The organism is Burkholderia sp. BCC1047, from assembly GCF_902833155.1.
GTDB lineage: Bacteria > Pseudomonadota > Gammaproteobacteria > Burkholderiales > Burkholderiaceae > Burkholderia > Burkholderia sola.
Genome location: NZ_CADFEH010000010.1, coordinates 1 through 23687, shown reverse-complemented (window position 1 = coordinate 23687; position 23687 = coordinate 1). Strand labels below are relative to the sequence as shown.

21 protein-coding genes are annotated in these 23687 nt (G+C 68.1%); 9 read left to right on the top strand and 12 right to left on the bottom strand.

Going from position 1 to position 23687, the window contains the following annotated elements; genetic code table 11:
* Nucleotides 1-127 precede the first annotated feature (127 nt).
* A complete protein-coding gene (locus HWX55_RS12875; RefSeq protein ID WP_175975924.1) occupies nt 128-1510 on the top strand; it encodes an MFS transporter in 1383 nt (460 codons plus the stop codon).
* 307 nt (nt 1511-1817) lie between these two features.
* The gene (locus HWX55_RS12870; RefSeq protein WP_175976052.1) at nt 1818-2750 is read left to right on the top strand and encodes an MBL fold metallo-hydrolase; all 933 of its coding nucleotides are present in this window, start codon (nt 1818-1820) and stop codon (nt 2748-2750) included.
* Between the two features lie 137 nt (nt 2751-2887).
* Here the strand turns inward: HWX55_RS12870 and HWX55_RS12865 are convergent, their stop codons facing one another.
* From HWX55_RS12865 to HWX55_RS12830, 8 genes are all read right to left on the bottom strand, one after another.
* Entirely contained in the window at nt 2888-4282 is a 1395-nt protein-coding gene (locus tag HWX55_RS12865; protein ID WP_175975923.1) for an aspartate aminotransferase family protein, read from the bottom strand.
* Nucleotides 4283-4302: 20 nt separating this feature from the next.
* Entirely contained in the window at nt 4303-5781 is a 1479-nt protein-coding gene (locus HWX55_RS12860) for an NAD-dependent succinate-semialdehyde dehydrogenase (RefSeq protein WP_175975922.1), read from the bottom strand.
* A 121-nt stretch (nt 5782-5902) separates the two neighbouring features.
* The gene (locus HWX55_RS12855; protein WP_034208857.1) at nt 5903-6373 is read right to left on the bottom strand and encodes an Lrp/AsnC family transcriptional regulator; all 471 of its coding nucleotides are present in this window, start codon (nt 6371-6373) and stop codon (nt 5903-5905) included.
* 13 nt (nt 6374-6386) lie between these two features.
* Nucleotides 6387-7412: a N(2)-acetyl-L-2,4-diaminobutanoate deacetylase DoeB gene (gene doeB, locus HWX55_RS12850; RefSeq protein ID WP_175975921.1), complete on the bottom strand. Its 1026-nt coding sequence runs from the start codon at nt 7410-7412 to the stop codon at nt 6387-6389.
* Nucleotides 7413-7416: 4 nt separating this feature from the next.
* Nucleotides 7417-8625, bottom strand: a complete 1209-nt coding sequence (doeA, locus tag HWX55_RS12845; protein WP_175975920.1) for an ectoine hydrolase DoeA — start codon at nt 8623-8625, stop codon at nt 7417-7419.
* A gap of 10 nt (nt 8626-8635) precedes the next feature.
* Nucleotides 8636-9640 (bottom strand): cyclodeaminase, encoded by a 1005-nt coding sequence (locus tag HWX55_RS12840; RefSeq protein WP_175975919.1) that lies wholly within the window; start codon nt 9638-9640, stop codon nt 8636-8638.
* Nucleotide 9641: 1 nt separating this feature from the next.
* Complete coding sequence (gene eutB, locus HWX55_RS12835) at nt 9642-10613, bottom strand: hydroxyectoine utilization dehydratase EutB (RefSeq protein ID WP_175975918.1); 972 nt, start codon at nt 10611-10613, stop codon at nt 9642-9644.
* A gap of 107 nt (nt 10614-10720) precedes the next feature.
* Entirely contained in the window at nt 10721-12133 is a 1413-nt protein-coding gene (locus HWX55_RS12830) for a PLP-dependent aminotransferase family protein (RefSeq protein ID WP_175975917.1), read from the bottom strand.
* Nucleotides 12134-12487: 354 nt separating this feature from the next.
* Here HWX55_RS12830 and HWX55_RS12825 point away from each other — a divergent pair, with 354 nt between their 5' ends.
* From HWX55_RS12825 to HWX55_RS12800, 6 genes are all read left to right on the top strand, one after another.
* A complete protein-coding gene (locus HWX55_RS12825) occupies nt 12488-12967 on the top strand; it encodes a MarR family transcriptional regulator (RefSeq protein ID WP_175975916.1) in 480 nt (159 codons plus the stop codon).
* Nucleotides 12964-15087 carry an FUSC family protein gene (locus HWX55_RS12820; protein ID WP_175975915.1) on the top strand — a complete coding sequence of 708 codons (2124 nt, stop codon included), beginning with the start codon at nt 12964-12966 and terminating at the stop codon, nt 15085-15087. The genes HWX55_RS12825 and HWX55_RS12820 overlap by 4 nt, the downstream gene beginning before the upstream one ends.
* A 34-nt stretch (nt 15088-15121) precedes the next feature.
* Entirely contained in the window at nt 15122-15334 is a 213-nt protein-coding gene (locus tag HWX55_RS12815) for a DUF1656 domain-containing protein (RefSeq protein WP_006481008.1), read from the top strand.
* A 1-nt stretch (nt 15335) separates the two neighbouring features.
* On the top strand, nt 15336-16313 hold the full coding sequence (locus HWX55_RS12810) for an HlyD family secretion protein (RefSeq protein WP_175975914.1): 978 nt from the start codon (nt 15336-15338) through the stop codon (nt 16311-16313).
* A complete protein-coding gene (locus HWX55_RS12805) occupies nt 16310-17806 on the top strand; it encodes an efflux transporter outer membrane subunit (protein WP_175975913.1) in 1497 nt (498 codons plus the stop codon). Before HWX55_RS12810 ends, HWX55_RS12805 begins: the two co-directional genes overlap by 4 nt.
* A gap of 167 nt (nt 17807-17973) precedes the next feature.
* Complete coding sequence (locus HWX55_RS12800) at nt 17974-18399, top strand: TOBE domain-containing protein (protein ID WP_175975912.1); 426 nt, start codon at nt 17974-17976, stop codon at nt 18397-18399.
* Nucleotides 18400-18598: 199 nt separating this feature from the next.
* Here the strand turns inward: HWX55_RS12800 and HWX55_RS12795 are convergent, their stop codons facing one another.
* Together HWX55_RS12795 and HWX55_RS12790 are read right to left on the bottom strand one after the other, a co-directional pair.
* Nucleotides 18599-19660: a DMT family transporter gene (locus tag HWX55_RS12795; protein ID WP_175975911.1), complete on the bottom strand. Its 1062-nt coding sequence runs from the start codon at nt 19658-19660 to the stop codon at nt 18599-18601.
* Nucleotides 19661-20130: 470 nt separating this feature from the next.
* Nucleotides 20131-20847, bottom strand: coding sequence for a ProQ/FINO family protein (locus HWX55_RS12790; protein ID WP_244140553.1), 717 nt, complete (start codon nt 20845-20847; stop codon nt 20131-20133).
* A 649-nt stretch (nt 20848-21496) separates the two neighbouring features.
* Here HWX55_RS12790 and HWX55_RS12785 point away from each other — a divergent pair.
* Nucleotides 21497-22081, top strand: a complete 585-nt coding sequence (locus HWX55_RS12785; RefSeq protein ID WP_175975910.1) for a DUF2889 domain-containing protein — start codon at nt 21497-21499, stop codon at nt 22079-22081.
* Between the two features lie 107 nt (nt 22082-22188).
* Here HWX55_RS12785 and HWX55_RS12780 read toward each other — a convergent pair whose 3' ends face one another.
* Nucleotides 22189-22680, bottom strand: a complete 492-nt coding sequence (locus HWX55_RS12780) for an NAD(P)H-dependent oxidoreductase (protein WP_089490160.1) — start codon at nt 22678-22680, stop codon at nt 22189-22191.
* Nucleotides 22681-22853: 173 nt separating this feature from the next.
* Complete coding sequence (locus HWX55_RS12775; RefSeq protein WP_175975909.1) at nt 22854-23507, bottom strand: TetR/AcrR family transcriptional regulator; 654 nt, start codon at nt 23505-23507, stop codon at nt 22854-22856.
* Nucleotides 23508-23687: the final 180 nt, after the last annotated feature.

Below are 23687 nucleotides of genomic sequence, written 5' to 3'. Positions count from 1 at the left end.
GCCCGCCACGGCGCGGGAAAACCCCGATCTCCACATCGTCCTATGACATCGGGCGTCGCTAATTGGCGGGATTACTTTGATCCTCGTCGGCGCCCGCCCGGGCGCACGCTGATAGCGAGGATCCCTCATGCGATACGTGCCATCGTGGACTTCCGTTTCCGCCGCCGCGTCCGTTCCGGACGAGACGGCTTCCCGCGGCGACGAGCCGCACAGCCTGCCGCGAGTCGCGATCGCGGCCGCCGCCCTCGGCAATGCGACCGAATGGTTCGATTACGGCATTTACGCGTACGGCCTCGCGTATATTTCCGCCGCGCTGTTTCCGGGCAACACGGCCGGCGCGACGCTGTTCGCACTCGGCACGTTCGCGATCTCGTTCCTGATCCGCCCGCTCGGCGGCCTGTTCTGGGGGCCGCTCGGCGACCGCCTCGGCCGCAAGCGCGTGCTCGCGCTGACGGTGCTGACGATGTCGGGCGCCACGCTGCTCGTCGGCGTGCTGCCGAGCTATGCGACGGCCGGCTGGCTCGCGCCGGCCGCACTGATCGTGCTGCGCATGGTGCAGGGTTTCTCGACCGGCGGCGAATACGGCGGCGCAGCCACCTTCATCGCCGAATACGCGCCCGATGCGCGGCGCGGCCTGTGCGGCAGCTTCCTCGAATTCGCGACGCTCGCCGGCTTCTCGCTCGGCGCGTTCCTGATGCTCGGCTTCGCGCTGCTGCTCGGCGATTCGGCGATGCATGCGTGGGGCTGGCGCCTGCCGTTCCTGGTCGCCGCGCCGCTCGGCCTGATCGGCTTCTACCTGCGCTCGCGCCTCGAGGAAACGCCGGTGTTCCGCGAGCTGGAGGAACAGGCGCACCGCCGCGAGAAAAGCGTCGCCGCCGCGCTGCCGATCGGTCAGTTGCTGGTGCGCTATGCGAAGCCGCTGCTGCTGCTCGGCGGGCTCGTCGTCGCATTGAACGTCGTCAACTACGTGCTGCTCGCGTACATGCCGACCTATATGCACAAGGAGCTCGGCGTCAGCGAGAACATGTCGCTGCTGATTCCGTTGATCGGCATGCTCGCGATGATGGTGCTGCTGCCGTTCGCCGGCTGGCTGTCGGACCGCGTCGGTCGCAAGACGATGTGGTGGTTCTCGCTGGTCGGGCTGTTCGTCGCGGCCGTGCCGATGTTCACGCTGATGACGCACGGTCCGCTCGGCGCCTTCGTCGGCTTCGCGGTGCTCGGCGTGCTCTACGTGCCGCAGCTCGCCACCATTTCCGCGATGTTCCCGGCGATGTTCCCGACCCACGTCCGGTATGCGGGCATGGCGATCGCGTACAACGTGTCGACGTCGCTGTTCGGCGGCACCGCGCCGATCGTCAACGACTGGCTGATCGGCAAGACCGGCAACGCGCTGATTCCCGCGTACTACATGATGGCCGCCTGTGCGGTCGGGCTGATCGCGCTGCTGGCCGTGATCGAGACGCGCGGGTGTTCGCTGCGCGGCGACACGCTCCCCGGTCAGCCGGGCTGACCCACGCGCCGGCGGCGCCCGGCTTCCCATAAACGGCGTCCATTGCATCGCCCGCCGTCCGGCAACGGATGGCGGGCGATGTGCATTTCGGGCGGCTGAAGCCGCCGCCGGATTGTTGTCGTCCGGACAACACGATGTGCGCACCTGCGGCGCTGTCGGCCTGTATCGGCCGTCACTACAATCGCTCACACGCTCACCCTCAACCGGAATCCGGGCGAACCGAAGCGCGATCTTCACGATCGCGCTCGCGAACCGCGCTGCGCCGCGCAGTGCGGATTACCTCACTCGACGAACAGGATTACTGAACATGAACGCACCCATCCGCAACGTCCAGCCGGTCATCGAATCCCTGGGCAACGAAGCTTCGGGCGAGCTCGTTCCGTCCCGCTACGCCGTACGCATCGGCGATGTCGATGTCGTGCTGATCAGCGACGGCGTGCTGCCGCTGCCGACTTCCACCATGTCCACCAATGTGAGCGAAGCGGATCGCAACGCATGGTTCGACGGCCGTTTCCTGCAACGCGACATGTTCGACTGGGCGCTCAACATCGCGCTCGTGCGCAGCGCCGATCGCCTGATCCTGATCGACTCGGGCGTGGGCGACGGCTTCGAATACTTCACGCGCGCCGGGCGCTCGGTGATGCGTCTGGAATCGGCCGGCATCGACCTGGCTGCGATCACCGATATCGTGATCACGCACATGCACATGGATCACGTGGGCGGGCTGAACGTCGACGGCGTCAAGGCGAAGCTGCGCCCGGACGTACGCATTCACGTATCGGCCGCGGAAGTAGCGTTCTGGAAAAAACCCGACTTCAGCAAGACGGTGATGCCGGAAACCGTGCCGCCCGCGCTGCGCAAGGCGGCCGCGACGTTCGTGGAACTCTATGGCGAAAACATCGTGCCGTTCGACCGGACCGTGGAAGTCGCCGCAGGCGTGTCGGCGCGGGTGACGGGCGGCCATACGCCGGGCCACTGCGTGGTCGACATCGCATCGAAAGGGGAGAAGCTGACGTTCGCCGGCGACGCGATTTTCGAAGTCAACTTCGACAATCCCGACTGGCAAAACGGCTTCGAACACGATCCGGACGCGGCGGTCGACGTGCGTCTCGCACTGTTCAACGAAGCCGCCGACACCGGCGCGCTGCTGGCCGCGGCCCATGTCGCGTTCCCGTCCATCGGGCACGTTGCACGGCACGGCGACGGGTTCCGTTTCGTCCCGGTCGTGTGGGATTACTGAGTGACGGCCGGTAGCCGACGCGCGCCGCCGGCGATGCGCTGACGGTTTCCCGAACCATACCGGCAAAAAAAGCCGCCGCACTTGCATGCGGCGGCGTCACCTCGCGCGCCGAAGCGCGCATCAGGACCACTTGAACATCACGCGACGGTCGAAAGATTCCGCTCCGCGACCTCGTCCACCGCGTCCTTCACGATGCCGACGATCTCGTCGGCTTCAGCACGCGTCATCACGAGCGGCGGCGCAAACCCGAGAATGTCGCCGTGCGGCATCGCCCGCGCGATCACGCCGCGCTGCAACGCGGCAGCCGACACCTGCGCGCCGATCTTCAGCGCGGGATCGAACGGCGTGCGCGCGTCCTTGTCGGCCATGAATTCGAGCGCGGCCAGCATGCCGACGCTGCGCACCTCGCCGACGAGCGGATGCGCGCCGAATGCATCGCGCAGCTTCGCGCCGAAATACGCGCCCACTTCCGCAGCGTTGCCAACGAGGTTCTCGCGCTCCAGGATCGCAAGGTTCGCGAGCGCGGCGGCCGCGCACACTGGGTGCCCCGAATACGTCCAGCCGTGCCCCATCGGCCCGTGTTCCTGCGAGCCGCGCGCGATCACGTCCCACACCTTCTCGCCGACGATCACGCCCGACAGCGGCGCATACGCGCTCGTCAGCCCCTTCGCGACCGTGATCAGGTCGGGCTCGATCCCGAAGTGCTGCGCGCCCATCTTCGAGCCGAGACGCCCGAACCCGCACACGACTTCGTCCGAGATCAGCAGGATGTCGTGCTTGCGCAGCACGGTCTGGATCGCGGGCCAGTAGCCGGCCGGCGGTTCGATGATGCCGCCCGTGCCCATCACCGGCTCCGCGATGAACGCGGCGACCGTGTCGGCGCCCTCGCGCGCGATCAGCTGCTCGAGTTCGTCGACGCAGTACGCGACGAACTGCGCTTCGTTCATGCCGGCCGGCGCCTTGCGATACCAGTGCGGACACACCGTATGCTTCACGCGGTCGATCGGCAGGTCGAAATGCTGATGGAAACTCGGCAGGCCCGTGAGGCTGCCCGTCACGATGCCCGAGCCGTGATAGCCGCGCTCGCGCGAGATGATCTTCTTCTTGTTCGGGCGGCCGAGCACGTTGTTGTAGTACCAGACGATCTTGACCTGCGTTTCGTTCGCATCGGAACCCGACATCCCGTAATAGACCTTCTTCATCCCCGCCGGCGACCAGTCGATGATGCGCGACGACAGCTCGATGATCGCGTCGGACGCGTGGCCGACGTACGTGTGGTAGTACGCGAGCTGCTTCGCCTGCTCATGCATCGCGTCGGCCACTTCGGTGCGGCCGTAGCCGATGTTCACGCAGTAGAGGCCGGCGAACGCGTCGATATAGCGCTTGCCCTGGTGATCCTCGATGCGGATGCCTTCGCCGCCGCGCACGATCTTGCCCGGCAGCGCGCCGGTCTCGTGGTCGTACGCGTGCGTCGACGGGTGCATGAAGTGGGCGCGGTCCTCGCGCAGCAGTGCGTCGATCGATTTTGTCATGATGTGCTCCTTTGAATGGGTCAGGCCGTCGCCGCGACAGGCAGGCCGAGATTGCCGAGGCAGAAGTACTTGGTTTCGGTGAACGGCTCGAAGCCTTCGGCGCCGCCTTCGCGGCCGAGTCCCGACGCCTTCATCCCGCCGAACGGGATCGGCGCGCCGGTGAATTTCACGCCGTTGACCGACACCATCGCGAAATCGAGCCGCCGCACGAGCTGGAAGATCGTGTCGATGCGCGTCGCACATACGTACGCGGCGAGCCCGTACTCGGTGTCGTTCGCCGTTTCCACCGCTTCGTCGAGCGTGTCGAACGCGCAGACGGCCGAGATCGGCGCGAAGTTTTCCTCGTCGACCACGCGCATGCCCGGCGCGGCATCCGCGATCACGGTCGGCTCGTAGAACCAGCCGCCGAGCGCGTGCGGCCGGCCGCCCGCGACGATGCGCGCGCCGCGTGCCCGCGCATCGTCGACGCGCGCGACGGTCGCATCGAACGCGGCCTGATGCATCAGCGGACCGACGTCGACGCCCTGCTCGAACGCAGGCCCCGTCCTCAGCGCGCGCACCGCGTTCGCATACCGTTCGACGAACGCGTCGTACAGCGGTCGCGAGACAAGGATCCGGTTCGCCGCGCAGCAGTCCTGGCCGGACGTCTGGAACTTCGCGCCGACGGCGATCCGCACCGCCTGGTCGAGATCCGCATCCTCGGTCACGATGAACGGCGCGTTGCCGCCCAGTTCGAGCGCGATCTTGCGGATGCCGGCCTTCGCGGCGGTCTCGGTCACGAGCCGCCCGACCCGCGTCGAGCCGGTGAAGCTGACCGCACGCACACGCGTATCGCCGACCAGCGTTTCCATCGCCATCTGCGGCTCGCCGAGCACCACGTTGAACACGCCGGCCGGGAAGCCGGCCTCGTCGGCGAGTTGCGCGAGCGCGAGCGCCGAGAACGGCGTTTCGTGCGCGGGCTTCACGACCACGGTACAACCGACCGCGATCGCGGCCGCCGCCTTGCGCGTGATCATCGCGGCCGGGAAATTCCACGGCGTGATCAGCGCCGCGACGCCGACCGGCTCCATCACGGTGCCAAGATGCGCGCCGTCGATGTGCGTCGGAATCGTGCGGCCCGCGACACGTTTCGCCTCGTTCGCGAACCATTCGACGAAGCTCGCCGCATAGCGGATCTCGCCGCGCGCTTCGGCCAGCGGCTTGCCCTGTTCCAGCGACAGCAGCGCGGCCAAATCGTCGACGTGACGCAGGATCAGCGCATGCCAGCGCAGCAATGCCGCGCTGCGTGCGGCCTGCGGCGTCCAGCGCCAGGTGTCGTACGCGCGCTGCGCGGCGTCGACGGCACCGACGATTTGCGCGCGTTCGAGCATCGGCACGTGGCCGATCACGGCCTGATCGGCGGGGTTCACGACGGCGACCGTCGCGGCACTGTCGCTGTGGATCCAGCGACCATCGACGTAGCAGGTCGACTTGAACAGAACGGGGTGTCCGGGCAGCATGCTGCGTCTCCTGGTTGGTGGGCACGAACTTCATTGTGTCGCGCCCGCGCATGCGGAAATTTCGGTTTGCACGGCGGGAAATGCCGGTTTTTTCCGTATTGCCGCGCGCCGGCGCGAACTTTTACAGCCAGTCCGGCGCGCCGCCGGAGCCGCACTTCACGACCTTCGTCACGATGTACGTGAAGTAGCGCTCGATGCCGAGGTCTTCCATCAGCAACGCATCGATGAAGCGCTGGTAATGGTCGATGTCGCGCGCGACCACGTGCAGCACGTAGTCGACGCCGCCGCCCGTCGCATAGCACTGCGCAACCTCGGGCGCGGCGGCCACGCGATCCTCGAAGCGCCGCATGTCGGGCGCGGTGTGCCGCGACAGCGTCACTTCGACGACGATGCGGCTGCCGGAGAACGCGCCGATCCAGTCGACGTCCGCGCGATAGCCGCGGATCACGCCGCTTTCCTCGAGCTTGCGCACGCGCTCCCATGCGGGCGAAATCGACAGGTTCACGGCTTCCGCGAGCTTCGACTTCGTGATGCGCCCGTCCCGCTCGAGCAGGCGCAGGATCGCGAGGTCGTATCGGTCGAGCTTGATCACGTCGCGTGCGTCCTTATACGGCGACCGGGATGTTGCGCTCGACGATGTCGGCGACCACCGCGATCGTGTCGCCCGGTTGCACGATGCCCGGGAAGTGCCGGGCCGCGAGCAGCCCGCGCCGCCGTGCGACGTACTCGATGGGCGTGACGCCCGTGCGGTCGATGTCGTGCACGCGCGCGAGCACGTCGCCGGCCTCGACCTCGCTGCCGAGATCGCGGCACATCTCGAGCAGCCCGCGATGCTCGCTCGTCGTGTAGCAAGAGCCGTCCGGCATGTCGAGCAGCGTCGTCGTACGCGGCGCGCTGCCATCGATGACGTCCTTGGCGATCACGCCCGCATGCGCGAGCAATCCATACACGCCGCGCTCGGCGATCGCGACGCTCGCCGCCGTCGACGTGCCGCCGCCGCCCAGCTCGGTCGACACGAATACCTTGCCCGCTTCCTCGGCCGCGCTGTCGTACAGGCCGACGCTGTCGAGTTCCAGCATGCGCATCGAATACGGCGCGCCGAACGCGCGCATCGCGCGCTCGCAGCGCGCTTCCTGATTGCGATCCTCCAGCACGTGAATCGCCGCGAACGGCACGAAGTCGAGCGTGCGCCCGCCCGCGTGAATGTCGAGCACGTGCGTCGCGAGCGGCAGCAGGTGGCGCTGGAAGTAATCGGCGATCTTCTCGGTCACCGTGCCGTCCGGCCGCCCCGGGAAGCTGCGATTGAGGTTGCCCGCATCGATCGGCGACGTGCGGCAACCGGCACGAAACGCCGGATAGTTCATGAACGGCACGACGATCACGCGGCCGGTCACGTCGGCCGCCTTCAGCGAGCCGGCGAGCTTCGACAGCGCGACCGGCCCTTCGTATTCGTCGCCGTGATTGCCGCCGGTCAGCAACACCGTCGGCCCGTCGCCGCGCTTCACGACGGTCACCGGAATCATGATCGCGCCCCACGCGGAATCGTCGCGCGAGTAAGGCAGCTTCAGGAAGCCGTGCTGTTCGCCGTCCGCGTCGAAATCGACGGTCGGCGTAATCGGGGAAGCACGCATCGCCCTACTCCTTGACGAACAGCTTGCGCGGCACGTTGCAGAACGTCTCGACGCCGGTCTCGGTGATCAGGATGCTCTCCGTGATCTCCAGCCCCCAGTCGTCGAGCCACAGCCCCGGCATGAAATGGAACGTCATGCCGGGTTCCAGCACCGTCCGGTCGCCCGGACGCAGGCTCATCGTGCGCTCGCCCCAGTCGGGCGGATAGCTCGCGCCGATCGGGTAGCCGCAGCGGCTGTCCTTGTCGATGCCCGCGCGGCGCAGCACCGCGAAGAACGCGTTCGCGATGTCCTCGCATACGTTGCCCGGCTTCGCGGCCGCGAGCCCGGCCTCGATCCCTTCGACCACCGCGCGCTCGCCTTCGATGAAGTGCGCGGGCGGCTTGCCGAGATAGACGGTGCGCGACAGCGGGCAGTGATAGCGGCGGTAGCAGCCGGCGATCTCGAAGAACGTGCCGGCGCCGCGCGCGAACGTCGAGTCGTCCCACGTCAGGTGCGGCGCGGCCGCGTCGGCGCCGGTCGGCAGCAGCGGCACGATCGCCGGGTAGTCGCCGCCGAAGCCGTCGGCGCCGCCGATCCCGGTCGCATAGATCTGCGCGACCAGGTCGCTTTTCTTCATGCCCGGCTCGATCGTGTCGACGATGTGCGCATGCATCCGCTCGACGATGCGCGCGGCCACGCGCATGTATTCGATCTCGCGCGGCGACTTCACCGCGCGCTGCCAGTTGACGAGCGCGGTCGCATCGACCCAGCGCGCGGCCGGCAGGTGCTTCTGCAGCGATGCGTATGCCGCTGCGCTGAAGTAGTAGTTGTCGAGCTCGACGCCGATGCGCAGCGTGTTCCAGCCGCGCGCGGCGATGACTTCGGCGGACAGGTAGTCCATCGGGTGGCGCGCGCTCGACTGCACGTAATGATCGGGATAGCCGACGATGTTCTCGTGCGCCATGAACGCGGTGCGCTTCGCGCCGTTCGCGTCCTGGCCGCGGCCGAACCACACGGGTTCGCCGTCCAGTGCGAGCAGCACGCACTGGTGCACGTAGAACGACCAGCCGTCATAGCCGGTGAGCCAGCCCATGTTGGTCGGGTCGGTGACGATCAGCAGGTCGATGCCGGCCCGCTCCATCGCCGCGCGCGTCTTCGCGATGCGCGCGGCATATTCGCTGCGCGCGAACGCGAGACGCGGCGCGGCTGTCTGGGTTTCGATGACTGCGGACATCAGTCTCCTCTCAAGTCGTGAGGTCGTTGTGAAAAATCGTGCCCACTTCCGCCGCGCGGGCGCGTTGCAGCGCGAGCACGGCAATCGCGGTGTCCTGCGCGCCGGTGCCGGTCAGGTCGCAGATCGTGATGTCGTCGCGATGTGTGCGGCCGTCGCGGCGGCCGGCGATCACTTCGCCGAGTTCGGGAAACACCGCATCGGCTGCAACGGCGCCGGCCGCGATCGCATGCGCGAGCTCGCCGGCCACGCGGGTCTGCCGCAGCCAGTCGCAGAAATAGCGCGCGGCGCCGAACACCGACGGCGCGAGTTCGGTCTTGTAATCGGCGTCCGAGCCCATCGCCGTCACGTGCAGCCCCGGATGCAGGTCTTCCGCGTGCACGAGCGGCGCGCGGCTCGGCGTGGTCGTCACCGCGATGTCCGCGTCGGCGAGTGCCGCATGCACCGAGCGCGCGACCGTCGCATCGACGCCATGCGCGGCGCGCACGTCGGCCGCGAATCGCGCTGCGCGTTCGGCATCGCGCGCCCACACCGTCACATGGGTGATGTCGCGCACGAGCATCAGCGCGTCCAGTTGCAGCCGGGCCTGCTCGCCCGCGCCGACGATCGCCACGCGATGCGCATCGGCGCGCGCGAGCCGGCGCGCGGCCACCGCGCCGGCCGCCGCGGTGCGCACGGCCGTCAGGTAGCCGTTGTCGAGCAGCACGGCCTCGGTCAGGCCGGTGCGCGCGGACAGCACGAGCATCAGCCCGTTCAGGCTCGGCAGTCCGAGCGACGGGTTGTCGAAGAAGCCGGGGCTGACCTTGATCGCGAAGCTGTCGAAGCGCGGCAGGAACGCGGTCTTCACGTCCACTTCGGCGTGGCGCTCCGGCAGCGCGAGATTCAGGATCGGCGGCATCACGACGGCGTCGGTCGCGAGCGACGCGAACGCGGCCTCGACCTGGTCGATCGCGGCGAGATCAAGCGGCACCAGCGCACGCAGCTGCGCGTGGCCGAGCAACGTGACGGGATGAGCCATTTCAGTTCTCCGAAACGAGCCGGCGATGCGCGGCCATGTCGATGTTCGCGCCGCTGACGACGACCACGATCGGGCCGCTACGATCGCGGCGCCCGATCCGCTCGTCCAGCAACGCGGCGAGGCCAACCGCGCCGGCGCCTTCGACGACGAGCCGCTCTTCCCGATACGCATGCGCGATGCCACGCGCGATCGACGGCTCGTCGAGCAGCACGACGTCGTCGGCCAGCGCGCGCGTCATGTCGAACGTGTAGCGGTTGTCGAGGCCGATGCCGCCGCCGAGCGAATCGGCCAGCGTCGGCTGCTCGTCGACGTCGACCGGGCGGCCGGCCGCGAGGCTCGCGTGCATCGCGGCGCCGCGCGCCATCGATACGCCGATCACGTCGATCGCCGGCCGGACCGCCTTCGCGGCAAACGCGACGCCGCTGAACAGGCCGCCGCCCGACAGCGGCACGACCAGCGTCGCCGTATCGGGCAGCGCTTCGAGTATCTCGACGCCGATCGTCGCCTGGCCCGCGATGATGCGCGGATCGTCGAACGGCGGCACGTATGCATAACCTTCGTCGCGCACCAGCCGCCGTGCTTCCCCCTGCGCGTCGTCCTGGCTGTCGCCGACGATCACGACGCGCGCGCCGAGCGCCGCGACCGCCTCGACCTTGTTGGCCGGCACGAGCGACGACATGCAGACGGCCGCGTCGATGCCGAGCGCGCGTGCCGCATGCGCGACCGCGCGGCCATGATTCCCGGTCGATGCGGTGACCACGCGCGTCACGCGTTGCGCCGCAAGTTCTGCTAGCGCGTTGGTCGCGCCGCGCAGCTTGAAGCTGCCGGTCGGCTGCAGCGTTTCGAGCTTCAGGTAGACGGGTGCGCCGACGCGCGCGGACAGCGCGGCGGATACGACGAGCGGCGTACCGTCTGCGCGCCCGGCGAGACGGCGGCGCGCGCGGTAGACGTCGGACAGCGACAGGGAAGACATGGAACGCGCGCCTCGCGACGAATGTGATGCGATCCAGTCTAATGTTCCAAATCGCGCTTTCGAATGTCCTGATACATTGCGCGCGATGTCGCGGCGATACCGCCGGTTCAGTGGAAATCGTTCAGATGCGGATACTGTTCGAACACACCCGCGATCGTCTCGAGCGCTGCATTGCACGCCGCATCGGAGGTTTCGGCGCCGATGCACACGCGCACCGCGTTCGGCCGCTCCGTGCCACCGACGAGAAACGGATCGGGCGACGTCACCGCGATCTTGCGCGTGCGCAGTTCACGCACGATCCGCTCGGCCTGCCAGTAGTCGGGCACGCGCAGCCATGCGGAAAGCGCGTTCGGGTGCGCACCGAGCACATACGGCCCCAGCGCAGCCTTCACCATCTGCTGACGTACGGCGAGCCGCTGGCGCTGCAGTTCGACGAGCCGCCGCGCGGTGCCGTCGACGATCCAGCGCGTCGCGATTTCGGCGATCGGCGACGTCGCCATCCAGCTACTCACGCGCAGCACGCTCTCGACGCGCAACGCGAGCCGCCGCGGCATCGCGAGATAGCCGGTGCGCAACCCCGTCAGCACCGATTTCGTCATGCTCGTGCAGTAGAAGCCGAGTTCCGGAATCAGGCTGGCGATCGGCGTGCCCGTCTTCTCGGGCAGCGGACCGTACACGTCGTCCTCGATCACGTATACGCCGTAGCGCGTCGCGATGCGCGCGATCGAGCGGCGCCGCGAATCGGTCATCAGGGACACGGTCGGGTTATTGAGGGTTGGCGTGCAGACGAGCGCGCTGATCCGCTCGCCGTCGCACATCTCCTCGAAATGTTCGGGACGGATGCCGTGCTCGTCCATCTCGAGCCCTTTCAGCGTAAACCCGAGCACGTTGGCGGAGCCGATCACGCCGTGATCGGTCAGGCTCTCGCACAACACGGTGTCGCCCGGCCCGACGATCGACGCGAGCGCGAGAAAGATCCCGTGCGCCGCGCCGTTCGTAATCAGCAGCGATTCGCGGTGCACCGGCATGTTCAGCGACGCGAGCCACGCGGCGCCGGCGTCGCGATGCGCATCGAGGCCGGCGATCGGCCGGAACGAGCGGATCCACGGCTGATCGTCGGTGCCGGCCAGCGCCGTGCACACGCTGCGCCATGCCGCGTCGTGCTCCGGCGTGTGCACGATGCGGGCGATCGAGAAGTCGACGAGTTCGCGCTCGGTCGTATCGAGGATGTAGTTCGACATCGATTCGGTCACGCGCGCGGCCACGAAGCTGCCGCGGCCGACCTCGCAGCGGATCAGCCCCTGACGCTCCAGCTCCTTGTACGCGTTGGTGACGGTCTGCACGCTGACGCCGAGGCTCGACGCGACGTCGCGCTGCGGCGCGAGCCGCGCGCCCGGCGCGAGCGCGCCGTTCTCGATGTCGCTGGCGATCGCCTTCACGAGCCGCTTGTATTTCGACTCGATGCCGTGCACCGCGCCGATCGCGTCGCGCCAGCCTGCCGATACCTCGGTCCGTCCCATCTCGATGTCTCCGTCGTGGCTTCAGCATGGTCGCTCAGAAAGACACCCCGAAAATATTGTCCTAGTGCAATCGCACGCGAAAGCAGGACGTCGTGGGCGAATCGCGCGACGCAATCGGCGTGCCCGAACGACCACGGCCGCACATTTTTCGGTCGGTCGAAAATCGCGGCTACTTACCCGCGCAGTGTGCGGCGCCCGGGCTTGGAATTTGCTTCACATGCGCGGCCGTGCTCGTGTGGCCGGACAGTGGTCATCTGACGATTCAATATAGTCGCCGCGCCCCCTGAGACGTGTCATTCGGGTGGCAAAAACGATAGTTTGCTATCGAATGTTTTTGCCCCTATCATCTCGCCCATGACCAATCTGCACGACCTCCGCCTCGCCGTCAGCAGCCTGCTCGTGCTCACCGCGCGCAAGTGGCGCCGCACCAGCGACGGCGTGCTGACCGCGTACAACGTATCCGAGGCCTGCGCGACGCCGCTGTTGATCGCAGGGCGTCTCGGCGAAGGCGTGCGGCAAGGCACGCTCGCCGAGCACGTGGGCATCGAAGGGCCGTCGCTCGTGCGCCTGCTCGACCAGCTGTGCGCGGCCGGCCTCGCACGCCGCGACGAGGATCCGCACGATCGCCGCGCGAAAACGATCTCGCTGACGGCCGCCGGCCGCGCGGTCACCGCAAAGATGGAGGAAGACCTGCGCGCGCTGCGCGCCCAGGTGCTCAAGGGCGTGTCGCGCGCCGATCTCGAAGCGACGCTGCGCGTGCTGAACGCGTTCAACGCCGCCGACGCGCATCCTCCGGCGTCGCACCCGTCCCGCCCCGCCGATTCCGCGTCATGACCTATCCGAGCCTTCGCGACTGGCTGTTCTCGGGCAAGACGTTCGCCGCGTCGATGCTGGCGCTGTACCTCGGCCTGTATTTCCAGTTGCCGCGCCCGTACTGGGCGATGGCGAGCGTCTACATCGTGTCGAACCCGTTCGTCGGCGCGACGCGCTCGAAGGCGCTGTACCGCGCGCTCGGCACCGCGCTCGGCGCGGCCGCCGCGATCTTCTTCGTGCCGCCGTTCGTCGAGACGCCGCTCCTGTTCAGCATCATCGTCGCGACCTGGTGCGGCACGCTGCTGTACCTCGCGATCTCCGACCGCACCGCGCGCAGCTACGTGTTCATGCTCGCCGGCTATACGATGCCGCTGGTCGCGCTGCCGACCGTCACCGATCCGTCCACGATATTCGACGTCGCGATCGCGCGCACCGAGGAAATCGTGCTCGGCATCGTGTGCGCGAGCGTGGTCGGCAGCGCCGTGTTCCCGAACCGGCTCGCGCCGACGCTGATCGAGCGCACCGACGCGTGGTTCAAGGACGCCGCGTTCTACGGCCGCGAAACGCTGTCCGGGCACCTGGCCGGCAAGGCGCTGTCCGCATGCCGGCAGCGGCTCGCCGCGACGATCACCGGCCTCGAATTCCTGCTGAGCCAGTTGGGCTACGACCATGCGCATCCGCGCGTGCTTGCGCGCGCGCAGGCGCTCGCGGGCCGGATGCAGCTGTTCCTGCCGCTGATGTCGTCGCTCGCCGATCCGCTGATCGCGCTGATGCGCGACCTGCACGTGCGCCCGCCCGCGCTCGACGCGCTGCTGGCCGACGCTGCGAAATGGTTCGACGCGCCGCTGCCGGCCGTGAAGACCGGTTCCGGCGGCGATATGGCGCACGATCCGGTCGCGGACAATCTGCGCGAGCGCATCGCCGCGCTGCAGCCGCCCGACAGCGCGCTGGCGAGCTGGGACGGCGCGTTGCTGTCGAACGCGCTGTGGCGGCTGCGCCAGGTCATCGACATCTGGCAGGACTGCCGCTCGCTGCGCGCGCTGATCGCGAACGAGTCGGGCGTGTGGCAGCCGCGCTACCGGCACTGGCGGCTCGGCGGCACCGAGCGCTTCTTCGATCGCGGGATGATGCTGTTCTCGACGCTGACCGTCGTGTTCGCGATCGTGTTCGCGTGCTGGCTGTGGATCTCGTCCGGCTGGCACGACGGCGCGGCCGCCGTCACGCTCGTGGCCGTGTCGTGCAGCTTCTTCGCCGCGCTCGACGAGCCCGCGCCGCTGGTGTTCAAGTTCTTCCTGTCGACCGCCGCGAGCGTCGTGTTCGCGGGCCTGTACCTGTTCGTCGTGCTGCCGCACGTGCACGATTTCGCGATGCTCGTGCTGATGTTCGCGGGGCCGTTCATCCTGATCGGCACGCTGCTGCCGCGCCCGCAGTTCAACATGGTGACGATGCTCGTCGCGGTCAACACGGCCACCTTCATCAGCATCCAGAGCGCGTACGAGGCCGATTTCTTCGTGTTCCTGAACAGCAATCTCGCGGGCGTCGCCGGGCTGTTGTTCGCGTACGTGTGGACGCGCGCGACGCGGCCGTTCGGCGCGGAACTCGCGGTACGGCGCCTGCTGCGCTCGGGCTGGGAGGACGTTGCGCGCTCCGCGTCGACGCAACCGCTCGACGATCAGCGCAACCACGCATCGCGGATGCTCGATCGCGTCACGCAACTGCTGCCGCGCCTCGGCGCGTCCGACGACCACCGCCACCCGTCGATCGAGAGCTTCCGCGACCTGCGCATCGCGCTGAACGCGCTCGACCTGCGCCGCTCGCGGCGCCGGCTGTCGGGCGACGTGCCCGACGCGATCGATCGCGTCTTGGCCGGCGTCACCGATCACTACGCGCGCTGCGCGGCCGCGAACGCGCGCCAGCCCGCGCCGCCCGCCCTGCTCGCGACGATCGACGACGCGCTGCGGCGCGTGGCCAGCCGCAACCTGCCGGGCGCCGCGCCGGCCGACGGCACCACCGCGCCCGCGGCGCCGGTCACGCACCGCCGGCTGCGCGACACGCTGCATGCGCTCGTCGGCATGCGCCTGTCGCTGTATCCGGCCGCTGCCGCGCAAGCGCCACAGACGCCGGACGGAGCACGCGCATGAGCCGGCTTTCCATCTTGTCCTTCCGACCGCGACCATGATCGGCGAAATCGATATCTTCGGCGTGTTCGTGCCGGCCCCGCTCGTCCTGATGCTGATCGCGTACCTGATCAACATCGTCGTGCGCGCGGTGCTCGAGCGCGTCGGCTTCTACCGCCTCGTCTGGCACCGTTCAATCTTCGACCTCGGCATCTACGTGTTCGTGCTGGCCGCCGTCGTGATCGTGTCCCACCAACTCGTGGCTACCTAACGTGAAAAAAACCTGGCTCTCGGCAGGGCAAGTCCTGCTCACCCTGATCGTCGTCGTCGTGGCCGGCCTCGTGCTGTGGCGCATCATCAACTACTACATGTTCTCGCCGTGGACGCGCGACGGGCACGTGCGGGCCGACGTGATCCAGGTCGCGCCGGACGTGTCGGGCCTCATCACGTCGGTGCAGGTCGCCGACAACCAGGAGGTCAAGCGCGGCCAGGTGCTGTTCGTGATCGACCAGGCGCGCTACGCGCTCGCGGAACGGCTCGCCGAAGCGACGCTCGCGCAGCGCCGCGCGACGCTGGCGCAGGCGAAGCGCGAATACGCGCGCAACCTGCAGCTCGGCAACCTGGTCGCGAGCGAACAGGTCGAGGAAAGCCGCACGCGCGTCGAGCAAGGCGAAGCCAGCGTCGCCGATGCGCAGGTGTCGCTCGACACCGCGAAGCTGAACCTGCAGCGCACGACCATCGTCAGTCCCGTGGACGGCTACCTGAACGACCGCGCCCCGCGCGTCGGCGAATACGTGCCGGCCGGCCGCGCGGTGCTGTCGGTCGTCGACCGCAACTCGTTCCGCGTCGACGGCTACTTCGAGGAAACCAAGCTGCGCGGCATCCATATCGGCCAGCCGGTCGACATCATCGTGATGGGCGAGCCGCATCCGCTGCGCGGCCACGTGCAGAGCATCGTCGCCGCGATCGAGGACCGCGACCGCACGCAGGGCGCGAACCTGCTGCCGAACGTGAACCCGGCGTTCAGCTGGGTGCGGCTCGCGCAGCGCGTGCCGGTGCGCGTCGTGCTCGACGAGGTGCCCGACGATTTCCGGATGATCGCGGGCCGTACCGCGACCGTATCGATGCGCGGCGCCGACACGCACCGCAACGACGACGCGAAGCCGGTGGGCACCGGCACCGCATCGGCGGCCGCGCCGGTTTCGGCTACGTCAGGTACGGCCGCCAGCGCCGCGGGAGCCTCGCAATGAAGCGGCATGGTCTGCGCGTCGCGGCGACGCTCGCCCCGCTTGCGCTCGCACTCGGTGCGTGCAAGTCGGTCGGCCCCGACTACACGCTGCCGCAACAGGCGTACGTCAACGCGCCGCTCGCGAATCATGCGCTCGACGACGCGAACGGCGCGCTGGTGTCGCGCGACGCGGTGCCCGGCAACTGGTGGCAGCTGTACGACGACCCGGTACTCGACGCTCTCGTGCGCGACGCGCTGAAGTCGAACACCGACCTGCGCGTCGCCGCGGCGAACCTCGCGCGCTCGCGCGCGGCACTGGTGGTCGCGAACGAACAGGGCGGCTTCTCGGGCAGAGCGGAAGCGGCCGTGCAGCGCGCGCAGGAATCGGCCGAGCAATACCTGCTCGAAAACAAGCTGCCGGTCGTCAACGAAGGCACGGTCGGCATCAACGTGTCGTACGAGCTCGACCTGTTCGGCAAGCTGCGGCGCGGCGTCGAAGCCGCGCGCGCGGACAGCGAGGCCGTCAAGGCGGCCGGCGACCTCGCGCGCATCACGGTCGTGGCCGACGTCGTACGCGCGTATGTCGAAGCGTGCTCGGCCGGCGACGAACTGGCGATCGCGAAGCAGTCGCTCGCGCTGCAGCAACAGCGCGTCGCGCTGTCGCAGCGGCTGCGCGACGCGGGGCGCGGCAACCAGACCGACGTGACGCGCGGCGTGACGCAGGTGCGCACGCTGTCCGCCGACATTCCACGCTTCGAAGGCCGCCGCAAGATCGCGCAATACCAGCTCGCCGCGCTGCTCGCGCGCGCGCCGGCCGACCTGCCGAAAGCCGCCGCCGAATGCGAACGCCTGCCGAAACTGCGTCAGCCGATTCCGATCGGCGACGGCGCCGCGCTGCTGCGCCGCCGCCCCGACGTGCGCGAAGCCGAGCGGCAGCTCGCCGCCGCGACCGCGCGGATCGGCGTGGCGACCGCCGCGCTGTACCCGTCGGTCAGCATCGGTGCGTCGGCCGGTTCGGTCGGCGTCGCCGCCGACCTGTTCTCGTCCACCACGAATCGCTGGTCGTTCGGACCGCTGATCAGCTGGTCGTTTCCCGTCAACGGCCAGCGTGCGCGCGTGCGCGAAGCCGAAGCCGCGACGGGCGGCGCACTCGCGCACTTCGACGGCGTCGTGCTGAACGCGCTGCGCGAAACGCAGTCGAGCCTCGCGACCTATGCAGCCGACGTGCAGCGCACGGATGCGCTGCGCACCGCGTACGAATCGGCCCGCAGTTCCGCCGCCGAAACGCATCGCCTCTATGCGGCCGGCCGCGAATCGTTCATCGCCGATCTCGACGCGACGCGCACGTTGACGAGCGTGCGGGCGCAGGTCGCGGCGGCCGAAGGGCAGGTCGCGGCCGACCAGGTGCGGCTCTTCCTCGCGCTCGGCGGCGGTTGGGACGGCGACGGTGCGGCAGCCGCCGCGGACGCCGGCTCCGCGGCCACCGCACCTGCGGCCGGCCCGTCGGCGCCGTAGCGACATCGGCTATATCGCATGCGTGACGACACGCCCCGCGGCAACGGGTTGTACTGATTCGCGCGATGGCACTCGCAGGGCCGGCGTTGACGGTACACTGGCCGATGCATTTCCAATCACCTTTTGCCGCAGCCAGCTCTGCCGCGGCAACCACCCGGAGAGTCATCATGCGAACGAGCGCCCGCAACCAATTCGCCGGCGAGATCAGCGCCGTCAAGCCCGGTGCCGTCAACGACGAAATCACGCTGCGCACGCAGGACGGCCTCGAGATCGTCGCCGTGATCACCCACGGCAGCGCAGCGTCGCTGGGCCTCGCGGCCGGCACGAAGGCGTTCGCGCTCGTCAAGGCGTCGTCGGTCATCGTGATGGTCGACGTCGACAGCAGCAAGGTGTCGGCCCGCAACTGCGTCGCGGGCACCGTCGCGTCGGTCGCGAAGGGCGCGGTCAATTCGGAGGTCGTGATCAAGGCCGCGGGCGGTGCCGAAATCATCGCGATCGTCACCAACGACAGCGTCGATCGTCTCGGGCTCGAGAGCGGCACCGCCGCAGCTGCGATCTTCAAGGCATCGAGCGTGATCGTCGGCGTCGAGTGATCGCGTGACGATTGCGACGGCGATTCATCGGACGCCGCGCATGTGTGCGGCCCGGTTCTCGTCAGGCGGTACGCGATGACCGCTCCGGCCGATCGCACGCAATGTGCGGGCAACCAGCATTCCGGAACCAACGATCGGCTGTTAGCGTTCCCATAAACGGCCACCTTGCAATGCGCAGCGCCCATCGCGCGCGACGCGGTCAGTGTCGATGCCGGTGATGAATATCCGGAAAATGCGCATGACTGTGCGTGATCGGCAGATGCACGTGCGGATGCGTGTGCGGTTCATCGCCGTCATACGGGAAGTCGTGCGCATGCTGGTGATGGTCGTCGTGCCGATGCCGATGCGTATGCTCGAGCCGCTCGTGCGCATGCGTGTGTTCGTGCCGTTCGCGCACGTGCAGCCAGATGCCGAGCGCCATCAGCGCGGCCGCGATCCAGAACGTCGCGGGCGGCAACGCGGGCCAGATCAGCAGCGACAGCACGACCCCGAACAGCGGGGCAATCGAAAAGTACGCGCCGGTGCGCGCGCTGCCGAGATGACGCAGCGCGACGACGAACAACACGAGGCTGATCCCGTGGCCGCCGAGCCCCGTCAGCATCGCCTCGGCCATGACCGGTATCGCAGGTAGCGTCGCGCCGGTCGCCAGCGCGATGCCGATGTTCACCGGCCCCGCGATCAGCCCTTTCGCGCACGCGATCACCATCGCGTCGTTGGCGGCCACCTTGCGGGTCAGGTTGTTGTCGATCGCCCAGCACAGGCATGCGCCGACGATCAGCAGCGCGCCGACCGGCACGCCGGCCCGGCCCGGCGTCCACGACAACAGCGTGCCACCGGCGACGATCGCCACCATGCCGAGAAATATCTGTGTATCCACGTTCTCGCGAAACACGACCCACGCGATCACGGCCGTCAGCACGCCCTCAAGATTGAGCAGCAATGCGCTCGTCGCCGCCGGCGTGCTCGACAGCCCGAGCATCAACAGAGCCGGGCCGGCCACGCCGCCCGCCGCGATCGCCCCGGCCAGCCACGGCAGATCGGCACGCTGCAACGGCGCGGCGTCCGCGGCCGGTGCACGACGGCCGAGCCAGCCACGCAGCAGCATCCCGATACCGAGCCCAACGCCACTGCCGAGATAGAAGAGGCCGGCGACCATGAACGGCGACATCGCGCCGATCAGCGCCTTGGCGAGCGGTGTCGCGGCGCCAAACAGCGCGGCAGCGGCGAGCGCGACGAAAATCGCGGAATGTCTCGGGTTCATGGTCCGGGTTGAGTTGGCGTTGACGACGCTGGGCGTGGCTTTGAGTCGAGGCGGGCTTGCCTTACTTTTCGAAAGACGGGTTGTATCCCCGCGCTCGGCTTGCCCACGGCCTGACGATCCAGTCGCGATTATCGCGCGCCGTTTTGTCACGAGGGGCTGGCGGGATCGCTCGCGTGTCGATCGACGCGTTTCGCTTCATCATTTCGTAACGCGAATTATCCGGTCGGCTCGCCAATTACTCAGGGATACGAATTATCTGAACGTAAGCGGAACAATCAAGATCTCACGCGTGTCGAGCCCGATCGACGAATGTGAGTCGTCCGGTCGCGTTGTCTGTTCGACGGGAAGGAGATGGACCGGCAGGTTCAGCGCCGGTAGAGGCAGTCCCGACCTGCGTCTGTCGACGCAGGTCGGTCTGTCGTGTCATGCGCCGCCGCGGCTTGCAGCGGGTACGCGGCGCGCGATGCGGATTACTCGTTGCCGGCCGCTTGCTGTTCGACCTGCGGTGCGGCGCCGGTCTGGACCTTCGCTTCCGCTTCGACTTGCGGCGCAGCGTCGGTCTGCACCTTCGCTTCCGTTTCGGCTTGCGTCGGTTGCTGCGCAGCAGCGGCCTCGGCCTGCTGCTCGGCCTTCGGCTGCTGCGGCGCACCCTTGGCCGATTGTGCCGCGCCCTTGCCGCCGGGGCGACGAGCCTTCAGACGGCGCGCACGCGCCGCGTCGTCGTGCGTCACGCGCCCGGCTTCGTTACCCTGCAGGTCGACGCGCACCGCGTCTTCGACGAGGCAGGACCAGTAGCGGTTGCCGCGGCACCACGTCGACATTGCCTCGCGCAGTTCCGCTTCGCTGAGGCCCACGGCCTGCGCTTCGCGGGCGAGATCGTCCCAGATGCCAACCTTGAGCGGCACTTTAGGGGCCGGATTCTTCGGGAACGCGCGCGGAAACTTCCGCTGCAGTTTGCCGATCGCGACGATGACCGGATCGACCGGTGCCGACGGCTTCGCCGGAGCAGGCTTCGCCCGCTGCTGCGCCTTCGCGCCGGTGCCCGGCTTGGCGCCGCGGGACGGCTGGTCGCCGGACTTCGGCTTCGCGCCGGCGTCCGTCGGCGCCGCCGGCCGCTTCGCGTTGCGCTCCTGCTTGGCCTTCGCTGCGAGCTGCGCCCGCAATTCGGCAAGTTGTTCAAAACCCATAAATTCAATCCACCAGGAATATAAGGTGTGGTTCGTGCGGCCATGCCGCGCGGCGCAAAAGCATCGCCGCCATGCGTGCGGCCGGCCTGCCGCCGGTGCGGAACACTACGGGGCCGCATCGCGCACGCCACTCTGTTTTCAGGCACCCGGCCTCGATGCCGGACAAGGCAGGAGTGGAAGTATACCGGTACGCGGGACGGCCGGTTGACTCGCCGGTCCGCATTTGCCCGAGCCGCGGCGCCGAAAATGCGTCCGCGTGGTCGTGTTGCGCATTATATGGATACGTTTCCGGATGTCACGCCATTCGCGGCCCGGCCGGAAATCGGGCCGGGCGGACGCTCAACTGAATACGCGATCTTTCGCGCGACAGCCGTCGAACAGTGTCGTGCCGCGTCCGCAAAGCGTTGCATTGCATGGCCCCCGACGTCGCCCGACACGCCCGCCCGCCCCTCGCTTGCGCCGGCATCGGCGGCCGATTGGTTGCGTCCGCATCGATCGCGTCGCGGACGAAAATATCGGAAAGTGCGTAGTATGGCCGAATCGACTTCGTTGGCAGCACGTCCCGCCGGCTTTTCACCGTACGCCCGATCGGCCGTGCGCGATCCCGTTGCCTGCGAAAAGACCCGGTTTCAAGAGACGGAGCGGATGCATGGTTTCCCAAGACGACACCCCGCACGACGGCATCGCGCGCGAGGAGATCCACCATCGGCAGATCGACATGCGCGGCTATCGGCGCAGCGACGGCCTGTTCGAAGTAACGGCCTGCCTCGCGGACCGCAAGACCAGCGATTTCACGCCGCCCGGCGGTGCGCGGACGGTCGCGGCGCTGACGCCGCTCCACGATCTCGGCGTGACGCTCGTCTTCGACGTCGACATGGTCGTGCGCGCCGTATCCACGTTCATCCGTTCGCATCCGTATGCGCAATGTCCGGGCGGCGGCGACTCGCTGCAGGCGCTCGTCGGATTGACCATCGGCGCGGGCTGGAACAGCGAGGTGCGCAAACGCCTGCCGTCTTGCGATACGTGCACGCACCTGAAGGAATTGCTCGGCCCGATCGCGACGACGGCCTATCAGACGATGGTCGGCATGCGGCGATCGTCGCTCGATTACCGCGACAGCGAAGGCAAGCCGCTCAAGATCGACAGTTGCTATGCCTACGGCGCATCGCGCGATCTCGTCAAACGTCTTTGGCCCGAACATCACCGGCCTTCGGGCACTGCGAAGGGCGGCTGAAGCCCCGGCACGCGGCGGTTCGGCGTTGTTTGCGAAACCGGTATTGCGCGAACGGCTGCAGATCCTGCCTGTGTCGATTCGGCAGATCGGCGCTGCCGTATCCGTCCTCAGAACACGCCCAGTGCCAGCCCCGCGGCAAGACCCGCACCCAGTTCTGCGCAACGCGCGAGCGCGTCATCGTCGATCGTCTTCGTCGCGAGAATACGCTCCGGCGTCTGCGCATGCGTGCAGACGATCAGCCCGGGCGCGACGTTCTTCAACCGCCATCCGGTCGCGATCCGGTCGATCTGCCGCAATGCGTTCTGTCCGTCGCTGCCCGCGCAGATCATCGCCGCATACGGACGACCGTTCACGCGATCGAGCGCCGCGTAGTAGCAGCGATCGAAGAAATCCTTCATCAGCCCGGACATCGCCGCTAGATTCTCCGGCGTCGCGAACAGGTACGCGTCGGCTGCCAGCACGTCGTCGGCGCTCGTCGCGTCCGCGCGCTGTAGCCTGACGTCGACGCCGGGCTGCTCGCGAGCCGCACCGGCAGCCGCTTCGGCCATCTGCTGCGTGCCTCCGGTCATCGTGTGATAGACGATCAACAGCGTCTTCATGGGTCGTTGCTCGCAGTCGGTTTCGGGTGCGCGGACGTATCGCCGGGTTTGGGCCGGCTGGCCGGTCGACACGGGCAGGTGCGATTGTGCGTTCGGCTTCTCCGGATCGGCGTGTTTCGCGCATCGCAACGATTTCGACTGGTCCGCGCTACCGGATGCCCGCGGATGCGCGTTCAGTCCTGCGTGCGATGCGACGCGGCGCCGTCGTCCGGTCGCGCGTAGTACGCGAGGAACATGTCGGCGGCCGATTCCGCCACTTTCTGCTGCTCCGGCGCCGTCAGCGGCGGCTGGCCCATCGTGATCTGCGGCCAGAACGCGAATGCTTTCACCGCGCCGTGCAACTGATGCGCGGCGAACACCGGATCGGTGACCGACAGCCGGCCGGCCGCGGCGGCCGCACGCACCCAGACCGTAACGTCTTCCTCACGCTCGCCGAGACGTTCGACCATGTCGCGCGCGCGTTCCGGCGAATGGATGGCCGCGCCGATCGCGACGCGCGCCAGTGCGAGAAACGCCTCGTCGTTCATCAATCGCAATTTGCGGTCGAGCAGCGCAAGCAGTTGCTCGCGCAGCGGCACGTCGGCGCGATAGGTCGGCGAGTTGCCGGTCCGGGTCGCATCCCACAGCTTGTTCAGGATCGCGGCGAATAGCATCTCCTTGCTCGGGAAGTGGTTATAGACGGTGCGTTTCGACACATCCGCGCGCGCGGCGATACGATCCATGCTCGTCGCATCGTAGCCGGCGGCGAGAAATTCCTCGATCGCCGCATCGACGATGGCCGCGCGCTTTCGGTCGGTCAGGCGCTGAGGGGAAGTGCTGGTATCCATACAGAAATTTTACACCGGGCAGTTTACTTATCATCGAGTAGGGTGAGGGGTTACCCCCTCAGCCCTCTCACACCACCGTACGTGCGGGTCCGCATACGGCGGTTCAGTTAATGCTCTGGAGGCGATCCACCGTGCGGCGGATCGAGATCAGTCCCCGTGCATCGAAGTAGGCATTAGGTA